The organism is Pseudomonas sp. 2848, assembly GCF_003253945.1.
In the GTDB taxonomy this organism is placed as follows: Bacteria; Pseudomonadota; Gammaproteobacteria; order Pseudomonadales; family Pseudomonadaceae; genus Aquipseudomonas.
Genome location: NZ_QKZD01000010.1, coordinates 169,306 through 185,705, shown reverse-complemented (window position 1 = coordinate 185,705; position 16,400 = coordinate 169,306). Strand labels below are relative to the sequence as shown.

General features: G+C 65.5%; 12 protein-coding genes. 4 read left to right on the top strand and 8 right to left on the bottom strand.

Annotation, left to right across the window (positions count from 1 at the left end):
• Positions 1 to 282 precede the first annotated feature (282 nt).
• Both DFS21_RS20405 and DFS21_RS20400 read right to left on the bottom strand, forming a co-directional pair.
• Positions 283 to 798, bottom strand: a complete 516-nt coding sequence (locus DFS21_RS20405; protein WP_111533011.1) for a DUF4880 domain-containing protein — start codon at positions 796 to 798, stop codon at positions 283 to 285.
• Between the two features lie 718 nt (positions 799 to 1,516).
• Complete coding sequence (locus DFS21_RS20400) at positions 1,517 to 1,831, bottom strand: DUF6124 family protein (RefSeq protein ID WP_110698643.1); 315 nt, start codon at positions 1,829 to 1,831, stop codon at positions 1,517 to 1,519.
• A 129-nt stretch (positions 1,832 to 1,960) separates the two neighbouring features.
• Between DFS21_RS20400 and DFS21_RS20395 the strand changes: the two genes are divergently transcribed.
• A complete protein-coding gene (locus DFS21_RS20395; protein ID WP_110699141.1) occupies positions 1,961 to 2,617 on the top strand; it encodes a LexA family transcriptional regulator in 657 nt (218 codons plus the stop codon).
• A 133-nt stretch (positions 2,618 to 2,750) separates the two neighbouring features.
• On the opposite strand, the gene DFS21_RS20390 is transcribed toward DFS21_RS20395, so the two are convergent.
• From DFS21_RS20390 to DFS21_RS20375, 4 genes are read right to left on the bottom strand one after another with little or no spacing between them, the layout of a single operon-like run.
• Positions 2,751 to 4,706, bottom strand: coding sequence for an acetyl/propionyl/methylcrotonyl-CoA carboxylase subunit alpha (locus DFS21_RS20390; RefSeq protein WP_110698641.1), 1,956 nt, complete (start codon positions 4,704 to 4,706; stop codon positions 2,751 to 2,753).
• Positions 4,703 to 5,512, bottom strand: a complete 810-nt coding sequence (locus tag DFS21_RS20385) for a gamma-carboxygeranoyl-CoA hydratase (protein WP_102684458.1) — start codon at positions 5,510 to 5,512, stop codon at positions 4,703 to 4,705. Before DFS21_RS20385 ends, DFS21_RS20390 begins: the two co-directional genes overlap by 4 nt.
• 3 nt (positions 5,513 to 5,515) lie before the next feature.
• Positions 5,516 to 7,123, bottom strand: coding sequence for a carboxyl transferase domain-containing protein (locus DFS21_RS20380; protein ID WP_110698639.1), 1,608 nt, complete (start codon positions 7,121 to 7,123; stop codon positions 5,516 to 5,518).
• Positions 7,124 to 7,142: 19 nt separating this feature from the next.
• The gene (locus DFS21_RS20375) at positions 7,143 to 8,306 is read right to left on the bottom strand and encodes an isovaleryl-CoA dehydrogenase (protein ID WP_102684456.1); all 1,164 of its coding nucleotides are present in this window, start codon (positions 8,304 to 8,306) and stop codon (positions 7,143 to 7,145) included.
• Between the two features lie 311 nt (positions 8,307 to 8,617).
• Here DFS21_RS20375 and DFS21_RS20365 point away from each other — a divergent pair, with 311 nt between their 5' ends.
• Positions 8,618 to 10,288 (top strand): AMP-binding protein, encoded by a 1,671-nt coding sequence (locus tag DFS21_RS20365; protein ID WP_111532992.1) that lies wholly within the window; start codon positions 8,618 to 8,620, stop codon positions 10,286 to 10,288.
• Here DFS21_RS20365 and DFS21_RS20360 read toward each other — a convergent pair.
• Both DFS21_RS20360 and DFS21_RS26780 read right to left on the bottom strand, forming a co-directional pair.
• Positions 10,263 to 10,523, bottom strand: a complete 261-nt coding sequence (locus DFS21_RS20360; protein ID WP_111532991.1) for an acyl carrier protein — start codon at positions 10,521 to 10,523, stop codon at positions 10,263 to 10,265. The genes DFS21_RS20365 and DFS21_RS20360 overlap by 26 nt on opposite strands.
• Before the next feature lie 162 nt (positions 10,524 to 10,685).
• Complete coding sequence (locus DFS21_RS26780) at positions 10,686 to 10,847, bottom strand: hypothetical protein (protein WP_167388392.1); 162 nt, start codon at positions 10,845 to 10,847, stop codon at positions 10,686 to 10,688.
• A gap of 139 nt (positions 10,848 to 10,986) precedes the next feature.
• Between DFS21_RS26780 and DFS21_RS20355 the strand changes: the two genes are divergently transcribed.
• Positions 10,987 to 13,005 carry an alpha-1,4-glucan--maltose-1-phosphate maltosyltransferase gene (locus tag DFS21_RS20355; RefSeq protein WP_111532990.1) on the top strand — a complete coding sequence of 673 codons (2,019 nt, stop codon included), beginning with the start codon at positions 10,987 to 10,989 and terminating at the stop codon, positions 13,003 to 13,005.
• Between the two features lie 48 nt (positions 13,006 to 13,053).
• The gene (treS, locus tag DFS21_RS20350) at positions 13,054 to 16,371 is read left to right on the top strand and encodes a maltose alpha-D-glucosyltransferase (RefSeq protein ID WP_111532989.1); all 3,318 of its coding nucleotides are present in this window, start codon (positions 13,054 to 13,056) and stop codon (positions 16,369 to 16,371) included.
• The last annotated feature ends 29 nt before the right edge of the window (positions 16,372 to 16,400 follow it).

Genomic DNA, 16,400 nt, shown 5'->3' with positions numbered 1-16,400 from the left:
TGCAATCTCGCGGTCGGTTTTACCGATGAAGGGGGTAGACCTGTAGCGCAGGTCGGAGTGACTAAGCATGGCGGTCCCTGTCCATTGTTGTCGGGCGCTTCTACGTGGAGAAGCGCGCTCGATGCGTGGCACAAGGCTAGGACCGTAGGGGGAGTGTGGAAGGAAGTCTTGCCAACGGCTTCCTGCATTGCTGTAGGAAAGTTCTCTTTGAAGGGCTGTTATGACTTCAAATCATCGGTTGGATCGGATTGGGACCGGGGTTTCAGTGGCCGTGCCCCAGGTTCAGGTCAGCAGCCCCAGCGCCACAAGCGCAGCAACACCAAGCCCGACGGCAATCGAGCAGCCACCCAGCGACAGCGCCGCGCGTCCTTGCCGGTACCAGCCGTCATGGCCTAATTGCCGCGCCGGGGCGAGCAGGCTGCGCCAGCGCAGTTCGGTTTCGTGGAAGGCGCGCAGGTGGTCGGGGTCGGCATCCAGCCAGCGGCGGAAATCGATGCGTTCGCTGGCGGTCACCTGCGGGCTTTGCAGGCGCACGTACCATTGGCCGGCGATGCTGGCCAGCGCGTCGCCGGGCGCGCGGGCGGTCTGCAGGGCCTGGTTCATGTGGCGCTCGATACTGATCAGTGGCAGGTCCAGGCGCTCGGCGATGGCGGCAAAGCCCTGTTGGTCGAGGCGGTTGAGCAGGAAGACTTGCTGGACCCGGCGCGGCAAGCGCTTGAGTGCATGCAGCAGCGCGTCCTCAGCGTGCAGTTTGGCAGGGCGCGGGTCGTGCTCGAGAGGCAGCAGCAGGCGGGTCATGGACAGCTCCTTGCTCATAAGGAAAGGGGTGGGGGCATCTTCCTTGATGCGGAGCCAGCTTAGGCTAAACGAGATTGATTCTCAAGTGCTGATTCCGCAAAGATTTGTAATGAGCATTCACGTGCTGACACACTTTTGCTATCATCGCGGCCATTAAACGATCTTCATTAGCCTGAAGAGCCAAAAAAAATGACCCGGCAAAAAGCCGGGTCAAAAACCGTGATTAGCCTGATGAGGAGATAATCTGAGCGTCCGACCTGAGGACGTTGCAGGTTATCCAGCGGGTCTCACGACCTGCTGAGTGCAATAATAATCGTTATCATTTGCCAGTCAAATGATTTTTCAGCGATCGGCTAAAAAAATATTCCTGACGCACTCCTCGTCCCCGGCAATCGGGGCTTTTGCCGTTCGTCGGCTATCACGTTCTCCACTCAGATCAATGCCTTTTCCGTGGTGTGGCGCTGCTCCAGTGTGAGGAGGCGGTGGATTTGGCACTGTGAAGCGCTGTCTTTGGCATCGCCAGCAAACATGCGGGCTAGAGACGATTTTGAATGCCAAATAGCCTGCAAAAATGCGTAAGAATGAAGAAAATCCCCATTTTCCTTAGCGCAGCCTTTGGCACCGAAAAATAGCGCAACATATTGATTTCGCTCTGATTTATCAGGAGTGCCAAATATCGCGTTGGTGCCAAATCCGGCGCCTGCTCACAGTTCTCCCTTCAGATCGATGCCTTTTCCGTGGCGTGGCACTGCTCAAGCAGGGCGCGGGCCATGTTGATCATGTGCATCAGCGCAAACACCACTTCCCGTGTCGTGCCCTGCAGATGGTTGCCGGTTTCCTGTGCCGTGGCCGAGGCGCAGCGCAGCAGGGCCATGGCGTGCTCGCTGGCCTGGGCGTCGCTGACGCCTTCGCGCAGGGTCCACAGCGAACGCTCCAGGTCGCGGGGCGTGGGGGTGGGGTTGAGGTAGAAATCGAGGGCGCGGCGGGCTGCTTCTTCGTCGAGATCTGTTTCTTCTTTTGTCGAATTACTCATGACTGCTCCTGTGAAATCCCTTCGAGGACAATGAGCACTGATGTTAGGTCAAATTGTATTATTTTTGAGTTCTGAGATAATTCAGAATGTGTATTGATGCCGTTCATCCAGTCCGTATCGTTCACAGCCATGGAAAACTGGATCGAATTTCTGTCGCGCTACCAGCGCGAGCACAACCTCAAGCAGCACCAATTGGCCGAACGCCTGGGCATGACCCAAGGCGGTGTCGGCCATTGGCTGCGTGGCACGCGCAGGCCCACCCTGGTGACAGTCAACGAGAAGCTGGAGAAGCTCGGGCTGGTGTATCTCGAAGCGCGGGTGATGGTGGTCGAGCGTGACGCCACGGTCCGCGAGACCAGGGGTGTCTATGCCGTGGAACGACCGCTTTCGGTCAATGCCTTGCGCCATGCCAGTTTCCGCTTTCCAGTGCTGAGCTGGTCCGACCTGGACGGGCCTTTGCCGCAATCCTGTGAAATCCACGAGTTGACCGACTACATGCCTGCGGGCAATGCGTTCTGGTTGCCGGTCGAGAATGATTCGATGAATGCTGCCAGCGGCAGGAGCGTGCCGATGGGCATGCGGGTGCTGGTGGATGCAGGGATCGAGGTGACGCCGGGCAGGCTGGTTGTGGCTCGGCAGCCCGGTAAGCCGGCAGTGCTGCGTGAGTTGATCGAGGAGGGCGGGCAGCGGATGCTCAGGCCGCTCAATACCTTGTATCCGACGGTGCTGTGCGAGGAGGGGTGCGAGTTCCTTGGTGTTGTGGTGCGGATGCACGGGGTGCTCTAGGTTCGCGCACAGACCGTGTTGGGGCTGCGAGGTGCCAGGCGGGGGTCTTGCAGCGCTCTCTAGATCGAGCGCCGCCCGCGCGGCGCTCGATCTCAGAGGCGAAACAACCCTTTCGACGAACACATTGCCGCCGTTACGCCTCCTCCAGCTCGACCAACACTGTCCCCTCGCTGACCATATCCCCCTCCTGACAGAACAGCGCCTTCACCGTCCCATCATGGGGCGCCCGGATGCTGTGCTCCATCTTCATCGCCTCAAGCACCACCAGCGCAGTACCGGCCTCTACCACCTGCCCCGGCTCCACCAGCACCCGCACGATACTGCCGTTCATCGGCGCCCCCAGCCCGCCCTGGTGGCTGTGGCTGGCCTCGGCCGCAGCGATCGGATCATGGGCACTGACGGCATGCAACTCGCCCTGCCACTGCAGGTACAGCGTGCCACCCCGGCGAACCGCCAAGTAACGACGGCGCAGACCGTCGTGGTCATGGCACAGCTGCTCCCCCTCCAGGCAATAAGTCGAAGGCGCACTACGCTCCAGCGCCACCGCCTGCTCATGCCCGTCGCATTGCAGGTGCAGGCTGCTACGTGCCGGGAGCCCCAGGCGCAGACCGTCGCGCAAGGTCCAGGGCGAGGCGGGGTCGTCCTGGCGGTGTTGCGCCGGCTCACCTTGCAGCCAGGCTTCGGCGGCGGCCTCCCAGAACTGCGCCGGCAGTGCCTGGGGCGGGGGCAGCAGCACATCCTGATGGCGCGGGATGAACCCGGTGTCCAGCTCCGCCTCGGCAAACGCTGGGTGCGCCAGGATGCGGCGCAGGAAGGCAATGTTGGTTTTCAGCCCGCCAATGGCGAACTCATCGAGCATCGCCAGCAGTCGCAGGCGCGCCTGTTCGCGGTCCTGGCCCCAGGCGATCAGCTTGCCCAACATCGGGTCGTAGAACGGCGATACCACATCGCCCTCGCTGACGCCGCTGTCCACCCGGCGGCCTTCGCCCGGCGCCGACTCGCGGTACAGCGCCAGGGTGCCGGTGGCCGGGAGGAATTCGTTGGCCGGATCCTCTGCGTATAGCCGTACCTCGATGGCGTGGCCGATCAGCGGCACCTGCTCTTGAGTCAAAGGCAGCGGCTCGCCGCAGGCCACGCGGATCTGCCAGGCCACCAGGTCGAGCCCGGTGATGGCCTCGGTGACCGGATGCTCCACCTGCAGGCGGGTGTTCATTTCCATGAAGAAGAACTCGCCACGGGCATCGAGCAGGAACTCGACAGTGCCGGCCCCCACGTAGCCGATGGCCTGGGCAGCGCGCACCGCGGCCTCGCCCATGGCCTTGCGCAGCTCGGGGGAGAGGCCCGGTGCCGGGGCTTCCTCGACCACCTTCTGGTGGCGACGCTGGATCGAGCAGTCGCGCTCGTTGAGGTACAGGCAGTGGCCGTGCTGGTCGGCGAACACCTGGATCTCCACGTGGCGCGGCTTGAGCACGTACTTCTCGACCAACATGCGCGCATCGCCGAACGAAGACTGCGCTTCACGTTGCGCCGAGGCCAGGGCGTCGGCCAGCTGGCTTTCCTCCTCGACCACCTTCATGCCCTTGCCGCCGCCCCCGGCGCTGGCCTTGAGCAGCACCGGGTAGCCGATGCGCTCGGCGGCGGCGCGGAAGGTCTCCAGGTCTTGGGCCTCGCCGTGGTAGCCCGGCACCAGCGGCACGCCGGCGGCCTCCATCAGCGCCTTGGCCGCCGACTTGCTGCCCATCGCATCGATGGCGCTGGCCGGTGGGCCAAGGAAGATCAGCCCGGCCTGTTCGATGGCGCGGGCAAAACCGGCGTTCTCCGAGAGGAAGCCATAGCCTGGGTGGATGGCTTGGGCGCCGCTGGCCTTGGCGGCGGCGAGCAGCTTGTCGATCACCAGGTAGCTGTCGGCGGCCTTGCTGCCACCGAGGTCGACACGGATGTCGGCCTCGCGGCTGTGCCGCGCGTCGCGGTCGGTGGCGCTGTGCACGGCCACGGTGGTCAGGCCCATGGCCTTGGCGGTGCGCATCACCCGGCAGGCGATTTCGCCGCGGTTGGCGACCAGCAGGGTGGTCAGCGTGGGTCGGCTCATGGGCGCGGTTCCTTGTTGTCTTGCCAGGCAGGGCGGCGTTTTTCCAGGAAGGCGCGCAGGCCCTCCTGGCCTTCGGCGCTGACGCGGATGCGGGCGATGGTGTTCTCGCAGTAGCGGCGCAGGGCCGGGCTCAGCTCACCGTCATCCACTTCGCGCAGCAGGTCCTTGGTGGCGCGCAGCGCCTGCGGGCTGTTCTGCAGCAGGTTGTCGACCCAGGCCTCGACCTGGGCGTCCAGTTCGGCGGCCGGGTACACCTCGGCCAGCAGGCCCAGGTCGCGGGCGCGCACGCCGCTGAAGCGCTCGGCGGTGAGGGCGTAGCGGCGGGCGGCGCGCTCGCCGATGGCCTTGACCACGAACGGGCTGATCACCGCCGGAGCCAGGCCGATGCGCACCTCCGACAGGCACAGTTGGGCGTCCTCGGCGCCGATGGCCATGTCGCAGCAACTGATCAGCCCCAGCGCGCCGCCGAAGGCCGCGCCTTGTACCACGGCCAGGGTCGGCGCCTTGAGCCGGTGCAGGGCGTACATCAGCTCGCCCAGCTCATGGGCGTCGTCCAGGTTGGTGTTGAAGTCCAGTTGCGCCGACTGCTGCATCCATGCCAGGTCGGCGCCGGCGCTGAAGTGCCGGCCACGGCCGCGCAGCACCACGAAGCGCAGGCCGCTATCCTCGCCCAGCTGGTCGAGGGCGACGATCAGTTCGCGGATCATCTGCGCGTTGAAGGCGTTGTTCTTGTCTTCCCGGCTCAGCCACAGGGTGGCGAAACCGCGAGGGTCCTTGACCAGTTCAAGGGTGGCGAATTCGCTCATGGGTCACATCCGGAATATGCCGAAGCGGCTCTGTTCGATCGGGGCGTTCAGCGCGGCGGACAGCGCCAGGCCGAGCACGTCGCGGGTCTGCGCCGGGTCGATGACACCGTCGTCCCACAGTCGGGCGCTTGAGTAGTAGGGGTGGCCCTGGCGCTCATACTGGTCGAGGATCGGCTGCTTGAGCTTCTTCTCGTCATCGGCGCTGAACACCTCGCCGCTGCGCTCGCTCTGCTCGCGCTTGACCTGGGCCAGCACGCCGGCCGCCTGTTCGGCGCCCATCACGCCGATGCGTGCGTTGGGCCACATCCACAGGAAGCGCGGGTCGTAGGCGCGGCCGCACATGCCGTAGTTGCCGGCGCCGAAGCTGCCGCCGATGATCACCGTGAACTTCGGTACCTGGGCGCAGGCCACTGCCGTCACCAGCTTGGCGCCGTGCTTGGCGATGCCGCCTTCCTCGTATTTTTTCCCGACCATGAAACCGGTGATGTTCTGCAGGAACAGCAGCGGGATGCCGCGCTGGCAGGCCAGTTCGATGAAGTGCGCGCCTTTTTGCGCGGCCTCGGCGAAGAGGATGCCGTTGTTGGCCAGGATCGCCACCGGGTAGCCGTGCAGGTGGGCGAAGCCGCACACCAGGGTGGTGCCGAACAGCGCCTTGAATTCATCGAACACCGAACCATCGACCAGCCGCGCAATCACCTCGCGCACATCGAACGGCTGCTTGGCGTCGGCCGGAACCACGCCGTATAGCTCCTCTGCGCCATACAACGGTGCAATCGGCGCCTGGCATTGCAGCTTGCCCTGCTTGTGCCAGTTGAGGTTGGCGACGCTGCGCCGGGCGATGGCCAGGGCGTGCTCGTCGTTGTCGGCATAGTGGTCGGCCACGCCGCTGGTGCGGCAGTGCACGTCGGCGCCGCCGAGGTCCTCGGCACTGACTACCTCGCCGGTCGCGGCTTTTACCAAAGGGGGGCCGGCGAGGAAGATGGTCGCCTGCTGGCGCACCATGATCGCTTCGTCGGCCATGGCTGGCACGTAGGCGCCACCGGCGGTGCACGAGCCCATCACCACGGCGATCTGCGGTATCCCCAGGGCGCTCATGTTGGCCTGGTTGAAGAAGATCCGCCCGAAGTGCTCGCGGTCGGGGAACACCTCGTCCTGGCGTGGCAGGTTGGCGCCGCCGGAGTCCACCAGGTAGATGCATGGCAGACGGTTCTGCAGGGCGATGGTCTGGGCGCGCAGGTGCTTCTTCACGGTCAGCGGGTAGTAGGAGCCGCCTTTGACCGTGGCGTCGTTGGCCACGATCATGCATTCCACGCCTTCGACGCGGCCGATGCCGGCGATCACGCCCGCGGCGGGCACGTCTTCGCCGTACACCTCATGGGCGGCCAGCTGGCCGATCTCGAGGAACGCCGAGCCCGGGTCGAGCAGGCGGTCGATACGCTCGCGGGGCAGCAGCTTGCCCCGCGAGGTATGCCGCTCCTGGGCCTTCGGCCCGCCGCCCTGGCTGACCTGGGCGAGCAGGCCGCGCAGGGCCTGGACCTGTTCGAGCATGGCCGCGCTGTTGGCGGCGAACTCCGCCGAGCGCGGGTTGATCTGGGTATGCAGGGTAGCCATGTGCGCCCGTTCCTTGTGCTCAGCGGGTTTCGTTGAACAGTTCGCGGCCGATCAGCATCCGGCGGATTTCGCTGGTGCCGGCGCCAATCTCGTACAGCTTGGCGTCGCGCAACAGGCGGCCAGCCGGGAATTCATTGATGTAGCCGTTGCCGCCGAGGATCTGGATCGCTTCCAGGGCCATCTGCGTGGCGCGTTCGGCGGTGTAGAGGATGACCCCGGCGGCGTCCTTGCGGGTGGTCTCGGCGCGGTCGCAGGCCTGGGCCACGGCGTACAGGTAGGCGCGGCTGGCGTTGAGCTGGGTGTACATGTCGGCGATCTTGCCCTGGATCAGCTGGAACTCGCCGATGCTCTGGCCGAACTGCTTGCGGTCGTGGATGTACGGCACCACCAGGTCCATGCAGCTCTGCATGATGCCGGTCGGGCCGCCGGACAGCACCACGCGCTCGTAGTCCAGGCCGCTCATCAGCACGCGCACGCCGCCGTTGAGCTGGCCGAGGATGTTTTCTTCCGGCACTTCGACGCCGTCGAAGAACAGCTCGCAGGTGTTGGAGCCGCGCATGCCGAGCTTGTCGAACTTGTTGCTGCGGCTGAAGCCTTTCCAGTCGCGCTCGACGATGAACGCGGTGATGCCGTGGGGGCCCTTGTCCAGGTCGGTCTTGGCGTAGATCACGTAGGTGTTGGCGTCGGGGCCGTTGGTGATCCAGGTCTTGCTGCCGTTGAGCACGTAGCGGTCGCCGCGTTTTTCGGCGCGCAGTTTCATCGACACCACGTCGGAGCCGGCGTTGGGCTCGCTCATGGCCAGGGCGCCGATGTGCTCGCCGCTGATCAGCTTGGGCAGGTACTTGAGCTTCTGCTCGTGGCTGCCGTTGCGGTTGATCTGGTTGACGCACAGGTTGGAGTGGGCGCCGTAGGACAGGGCCACTGACGCCGAGCCCCGGCTGATCTCTTCCATCGACACCACGTGGGCCAGGTAGCCCAGGCCGGCGCCGCCGTATTCTTCGGGCACGGTGATGCCCAGCAGGCCCATGTCGCCGAACTTGCGCCACATGTCGGCGGGGAACAGGTTGTCGTGGTCGATCTGCGCGGCGCGCGGCGCCAGCTCGGCGGCGACGAAGGTGCGCACCTGGTCGCGGAGCATGTCGATGGTCTCGCCCAGGGCGAAGTTCAGGCTGGGGTAATGCATGTGGGCACCTTCTTGTTCTTGAAATTTGGGTACCACGGCGACCTTGCGGAAACGGGGTTGTGGGAGCGGGCTTGCCCCGCGATGCCCGTCAGAACGGCCAGCTGTGTTGCCTGGTCCGGCCTCATCGCGGGGCAAGCCCGCTCCCACAACCGCGCTCCCGTCCGGTCGTCGTGATGCGTGGTTGACGTTAACGTAAACCTGCCTTCCGGGGCTGTCAATCGGATCATCACCTTTACGTAAACGTAAATCTGCGCCAGAGTATTCGCCGCCTGCTTCAGTCATGCCCAGAACAACCACAAGAAGGGATCACCATGCCTCAACCAAGCTATACCCGCGGCCGTCAAGACCACCCCTTGCTGACCCTGACCATCGGCCAGGCCTTCGATGCCACCGTCGCCCGCCACGGCGAGCGCGAGGCGCTGGTGGTGCGCCACCAGGGGCTGCGCTACAGCTGGCGCGAGCTCGCCGCCGAGGTCGATGTGCAGGCCCAGGCCTTGATGGCGCTGGGGGTGGAGGTGGGCGAGCGGGTTGGCATCTGGGCGCCCAACTGCGCCCAGTGGTGCATCCTGCAACTGGCCACGGCCAAGGTCGGCGCGATCCTGGTCAACATCAACCCGGCCTACCGGGTGGGCGAGCTGGAGTACGTGCTGCGCCAGTCCGGCTGCCGCTGGCTGGTGTGCGCCGATGCCTTCAAGACTTCCGACTACCACGCGATGGTGCAGGCGCTGGTGCCGGAGCTGGCGACCCACGCATTGGGCGAACTGGCCAGCGAACGCCTGCCCGACCTGCGTGGCGTGATCAGCCTGGCCGCCGAGCCGCCCTCGGGTTTCCTGCCCTGGGCCGCGCTGGCCGGGCGGGCAGCGGCGGTCGAGGTTGAGTCCTACCAGGCGCGGCAACAGGGCCTGCAGTTCGACCAGCCGGTGAACATCCAATACACCTCCGGCACCACCGGCGCGCCCAAGGGCGCGACCCTGAGCCACTACAACATCCTCAACAACGGCTACATGGTCGGCCAGAGCCTGGGCCTGAGCGAGCGCGACCGCATGGTGATCCCGGTGCCGCTGTACCACTGCTTCGGCATGGTCATGGCCAACCTCGGCTGCATCACCCACGGCAGCACCATGATCTACCCCAGCGATGCCTTCGACCCGGAGCTCACCCTGCGCGCCGTGGCCGAGGAGCGCGCCAGCATCCTGTATGGGGTGCCGACCATGTTCATCGCCATGCTCGACCACCCCGCACGCACGCAACTGGACCTGTCCACCCTGCGCAGCGGCATCATGGCCGGCGCCACCTGCCCGATCGAGGTGATGCGCAAGGTGATCGACCAGTTGCACATGGCCGAGGTGCAGATCGCCTACGGCATGACCGAGACCAGCCCGGTGTCGCTGCAGACCGGTCCCGACGATGGCCTGGAGCTGCGCGTGACCACCGTGGGCCGTACCCAGCCGCACCTGGAGACCAAGCTGGTGGACGCCGACGGGCGCATCGTCGCACAGGGTGAGATCGGCGAGCTGTGCACTCGCGGCTACAGCGTGATGCTTGGTTACTGGGACAACCTGCAGGCCACCCATGACGCCATCGACCCGGCCGGCTGGATGCACAGCGGCGACCTGGCGGTGATGGACGAAGCCGGTTACGTGCGCATCGTCGGGCGCAACAAGGACATGATCATTCGCGGCGGCGAGAACATCTATCCGCGCGAGCTGGAGGAGTTCTTCCACACCCACCCGGCGGTGGCCGAGGCGCAGGTGGTGGGGATCCCGTGCAGCAAGTACGGCGAGGAAGTGGTGGCGTGGATCCGTCTGCATCCGGGACACAGCGCCACGGCGGATGAGCTGCAGCAGTGGTGCAAGGCTAGGCTGGCGCATTTCAAGGCGCCAAGGCATTTCCGCTTTGTCGATGAATTCCCGATGACGGTGACAGGGAAGGTGCAGAAGTTTCGGATGCGCGAGATCAGTGTGGAGGAGCTGGGGGGTTAGCCATGGTCTTGTAGATCAGGTCGACCAGTTCGGCGAAGGTGACGTAGGCCCGCAGGGGCTCGGCGATGAAGATGCCGAAGGTTTCCTCCATGATCGCCTGCAGCTCCACGAGGTCGAAGCTGTCGGCGCCCAGCTCGTCCAGGGTGATGTCGGGGCGGATCTGGTGCAGGCTCTGTTCCAGGAAGCTTGCGAGGATCCATTGCACGTGGAAGGCGATGTAGAGGCGTGAATGCATGCCGGAAGGATCGTCAGAGAGTGAGGCTTCTCTGTACGTGGCTTTGCGGGCAGGTGCTACTGGTAGAAATGCCAGGTGCGGTTTCGTCAGCTTTGTGCTGTCAGTGCCGGCCCCGCGACGAGGCCGGCCAAGGCGGTCAGATTTGCGCAGCCTTGTCTATCCTCAAGCTTTCACCGGCGGCTCCTGGCTCGGCGGGTCGCCCACCGTCGGCGGCACGGTCGGCTTGATCGGCAGCTCGTCCGGGTCCTCCTCGGGCACTGGCGGCGGCAAGGTCGGGTCGTCGATGTTCGGGTCGGGTGTCTCCGGTGGAATGGGAATGTTCATGGGCCTGGCCTCGCGGGATGAATGAAGAGGTGTCGCAGGCTTTGACCCAAGCCTGCGCCCTGCGCTCATTTTTTTTGAACCCTCGCGCTTGCGCACGGCTCTGAACCCTTACCGCCACCAGCCCAGGGGAGCAAGGTCGATGTCTGGTAACGAGCCGTTCGAAAGCGTGCCGATGGCAGGTGATCACCCGGACCAGGCCATCAGCCTGTCCCAGGCCCTGCTGGCGCCGCGCATCGTGATCGAGGACGCAAGCCCGGTGCTCGACGGCGGCACCTTCGCCGCCAAGGCCGTGCGCGGTCACACGGTCGAAGTGGGCGCCAAGGTCTACACCGACGGTCATGACCGCCTGGCCGTGACCCTGCACTGGCGCCAGGCCCACAGCCGGCGCTGGCACTGCGTGGCCATGCATTCGCCGGGCAACGACCTGTGGCTGGCCGAATTCACACCTGCCGAGCTGGGCCTCCATCTGTTCAGCATCGAGGCCTGGATCGACCCGTGGGCCACCTATTGCCACGACCTGGAGAAGAAGTACGCCGCCGGCGTGGAGGTGAAGCTGGAGCTGGAGGAGGGCCGCCTGCTGCTGGGCAAGGGCATCGAACGCAGCGACGGACTGCTGCGCGAGCAACTGGCGCAGCTGCAGCAGCGCTTGCCGGGATTGCCGGTGGAAGAACAGGTGAAGACGTTGCTGCACCCTGAGGCCGCCCGTTTGATGGGGGAGGCCGAGCACCGCAGCTACCTCACCCGCAGCCGCGAATTCCCGCTGGACGTGGACCGCGAGGCGGCCCAGTTTGCCAGCTGGTATGAGCTGTTCCCGCGCTCGGTCACCGACGACCCCGAACGCCACGGCACCTTCGATGACGTGCACCAGCGCCTGCCGATGATCCGCGACATGGGCTTCGACGTGCTGTACTTCCCGCCGATCCACCCCATCGGCATGAAGCACCGCAAAGGCCGCAACAACGCTTTGCAGGCCGAGCCCGGCGACCCCGGCAGCCCTTATGCCATCGGCAGCCCCGAAGGCGGGCACGACGCCATCCACCCGCAGCTGGGCAGCCGCGAGGACTTCCGCCGACTGGTCGCCGCCGCCGCCGAGCATGGCCTGGAGATCGCCCTGGACTTCGCCATCCAGTGCTCCCAGGACCACCCCTGGCTGCAGGAGCACCCCGGCTGGTTCAGCTGGCGCCCCGACGGCACCATCCGCTACGCGGAAAACCCGCCGAAGAAATACCAGGACATCGTCAACGTCGACTTCTACGCCCCCGAGGCGGTGCCGAGCCTGTGGCTGGCGCTGCGCGACGTGGTGGTCGGCTGGGTCGAGGAGGGGGTGAAGACCTTCCGCGTCGACAACCCGCACACCAAGCCGCTGCCGTTCTGGCAATGGCTGATCGGCAATGTGCGCAGCCAGCACCCCGAGGTGATCTTCCTCGCCGAAGCGTTCACCCGCCCGGCGATGATGGCGCGCCTGGGCAAGGTCGGCTACGCGCAGAGCTACACGTACTTCACCTGGCGCAATACCAAGCAGGAGCTGCGCGACTACTTCGAGGAGCTCAACCAGCCGCCGTGGAGCCAGTGCTACCGACCCAACTTCTTCGTCAACACGCCGGACATCAACCCCTTCTTCCTGCAGACCTCCGGAAGGGCGGGCTTTCTGATCCGTGCGGCGCTGGCGACCATGGGTTCGGGATTGTGGGGCATGTACTCGGGCTTCGAACTGTGCGAGGGCACGCCGCTGCCGGGCAAGGAGGAGTACCTGGACTCGGAGAAATACGAGATCCGCCCCCGGGACTTCACCCAGCCTGGCAACATCGTCGCCGAGATCGCCCAGCTCAACCGCATCCGCCGGCACAACCGAGCCCTGCAGACCCACCTGGGGGTGGTGTTCCTCAACTGCTGGAACGACAACATTCTCTACTTCGCCAAGCGCACCCCCGAGCGCGACAACTTCATCCTCGTGGCCATCAGCCTCGACCCGCACAACGCCCAGGAGGCCAGCTTCGAGTTGCCACTGTGGGAGCTGGGGTTGGACGACAGCGCCGATACGCAAGGCGAGGACCTGATGAACGGCCAGCGCTGGACCTGGCATGGCAAGACCCAGTGGATGCGCATCGAGCCGTGGCACCAGCCGTTCGGTATCTGGCGCATCGAGAAATCGCGCTAGCCCCGCGATGGGCTTCAAGCTGAACCCTCGGACACAAAGGAGTCCCCAATGGCCAAGCGTTCCCGCCCGGCAGCCTTCATCGACGATCCGCTGTGGTACAAGGACGCGGTGATCTACCAACTGCACGTGAAATCGTTCTTCGACGCGAACAACGACGGCATCGGCGATTTCGCAGGCCTGATCGGCAAGCTCGACTACATCGCCGAACTGGGCGTCAACACCCTCTGGCTGCTGCCGTTCTACCCCTCGCCACGGCGCGATGACGGCTACGACATCGCCGAGTACAAGGCCGTGCACCCGGACTACGGCAGCATGGCCGACGCCAGGCGCTTCATCGCCGAGGCGCACAAGCGCGGCCTGCGGGTGATCACCGAGCTGGTCATCAACCACACCTCCGACCAGCACCCCTGGTTCCAGCGCGCCCGGCATGCCAAGCGCGGCAGCAAGGCCCGGGACTTCTACGTGTGGTCGGACGATGACCAGAAGTACGACGGCACGCGCATCATCTTCCTCGACACCGAGAAGTCCAACTGGACCTGGGACCCGGTGGCCGGCCAGTACTTCTGGCACCGCTTCTACTCGCACCAGCCGGACCTCAACTTCGACAACCCGCAGGTGCTCAAGGCCGTCATCGGGGTGATGCGCTTCTGGCTCGACATCGGCGTCGACGGCCTGCGCCTGGACGCCATTCCCTACCTGATCGAGCGCGACGGCACCAACAACGAGAACCTCCCCGAGACCCATGTGGTGCTCAAGGCGATCCGCGCCGAAATCGATGCCAACTACCCCGACCGCATGCTCCTGGCCGAGGCCAACCAGTGGCCCGAGGACACCCGCCCGTACTTCGGCGAGGGCGACGGCGACGAATGCCACATGGCCTTCCACTTCCCGCTGATGCCGCGCATGTACATGGCCCTGGCCATGGAAGACCGCTTCCCGATCACCGACATCCTGCGCCAGACCCCGGAGATCCCGGCCAACTGCCAATGGGCGATCTTCCTGCGCAACCACGATGAGCTGACCCTGGAGATGGTCACCGACCGCGAGCGCGACTATCTGTGGAACTACTACGCCGAGGACCGCCGCGCCCGCATCAACCTGGGGATTCGCCGGCGCCTGGCGCCGCTGCTGCAGCGCGACCGGCGGCGTATCGAGCTGCTCACCAGCCTGCTGCTGTCGATGCCCGGCACGCCGACGCTGTACTACGGCGACGAACTGGGCATGGGCGACAACATCTACCTGGGTGACCGCGATGGCGTGCGCACTCCCATGCAGTGGTCGCCGGACCGCAATGGCGGCTTTTCCCGCGCCGACCCGCAGCGCCTGGTGTTGCCGCCGATCATGGATCCGCTGTACGGCTACCAGACGATCAACGTCGAGGCCCAGGCCCACGACCCGCATTCGCTGCTCAACTGGAACCGCCGGCTGCTGGCGGTGCGCAAGCAGCAGAAGGCCTTCGGTCGCGGCAGCCTGAAGATGCTCACGCCGAGCAACCGGCGGGTGCTGGCCTATATCCGCGAATACACCGATGCCGAGGGCAACGTCGAGATCGTGCTGTGCGTGGCCAACGTCTCGCGGGCCGCCCAGGCCGCCGAGCTGGAGCTGTCGCAGTATGCCGACAAGGTGCCGGTGGAGATGCTTGGCGGCAGTGCCTTCCCGCCCATCGGCCAGTTGCCGTTCCTGCTGACGTTGCCGCCCTATGGCTTCTACTGGTTCCTGCTGGCCAGCCACGACCGCATGCCCAGCTGGCATATCCAGCCCAGCGAGGGCCTGCCCGAGCTGACCACCCTGGTGTTGCGCAAGCGCATGGAGGAACTGCTCGAATCACCGGCCCGCGAGACGTTGCAGGCGGCGATCCTGCCGCAGTACCTGCCCAAGCGCCGCTGGTTCGCCGGCAAGGAAGGTCCGATCGACCAGGTCCGCCTGCGCTATGGCGTGCGCATGGCCACCCCGGCGTTGCCGGTGCTGCTTGGCGAGCTGGAGGTGCATAGCGAAGGCGTGGTCACCCACTACCAGCTGCCCTTCGGATTGTTGCCGGAGGAGCAGATCAATGCCGCGCTGCCCCAGCAGCTGGCGCTGTCGCGGGTGCGCCGTGGCCGTCAGGTGGGGTTGATCACCGATGCTTTCGTGCTCGAGCCCTTCATTCGCGCCGTGCTCCAGGGCTGCCAGGACGGCCTGCGGTTGGCCTGTGGCGATGGCCTGGGCGAGTTGCGCTTCCACAGCACCGAACAGTTGGCTGCGTTGCAGCTCGATGAGCACAGCGAGGTGCGCTACCTGAGCGCCGAGCAGTCCAACAGCTCGGTGGTGGTGGGCGGCAGCCTGGTGCTCAAATTGATTCGCCGGGTCAATCCGGGCATTCACCCGGAGTTGGAGATGAGCGCCTACCTGACCGCCGCCGGCTTTGCCAATATTTCCCCGTTGCTGGCCTGGGTCAGCCGCGTGGACGACAGCGAGCAGCCGCACTTGCTGATGATTGCCCAGGGCTACCTGAGCAATCAGGGCGATGCCTGGGACTGGACGCAGAACACCCTGGAGCGGGCGATCCGCGACCAGATGGAGCCCACCAGCGTCGAGCAGGAGGCGCACACCGATGCCCTGGCCGAGCTGACCGGCTTTGCCGCCTTGCTTGGCCAGCGCCTGGGCGAGATGCACCTGTTGCTGGCCGCGCCGAGTGACGATGAAGCGTTCCGTTCACGCCCGAGCGACGCCCGCGACAGCGAGCGTTGGAGCCGCCAGATCAGTGCCGAACTGAGCCATGCCCTCGACTTGCTCGCCCAGCACCGTGACACCCTGGACAGCGACAGCCAGGCCCTGGTCGACGACCTGCAGCAACAGCGCGAAGGCCTGCAGCAGCATGTCGACAATCTCGCACACCAGGCCCAGGGCGGGCTGCTGATGCGGGTCCACGGCGACCTGCACCTGGGCCAGGTGCTGGTGGTGCAGGGCGACGCCTACCTGATCGATTTCGAGGGCGAGCCGGCGCGACCGCTGGATGAACGCAGGGCCAGGCACAGCCCGTACAAGGATGTCAGCGGCGTGCTGCGATCCTTCGACTATGCTGCTGCGATGATCCTGCGCAGCGCCTCGGCGGTAGACCTCTCCGAGGCGGCGCGCCAGGCCCGGCAGCGGGTCGCCCGGCAGTACCTGCACCAGTCGCGCCATGCCTTCGTCGAAGCCTATGGGTTGGCCACCGCCGCCATGCCCCACGCCTGGCAGCAGGCCGAGGGCGAGCGCGCCGCGCTGGAGCTGTTCTGCCTGGAGAAGGCCGCCTACGAAATTACCTATGAAGCCGAGAACCGGCCAAGTTGGCTGGCCGTGCCTTTGCATGGTTTGCATGGGCTGATCAGCACCTGGGGGGAGGGCTGAAGGTTTGCGAGGTTGTTGTAACGGCCTTC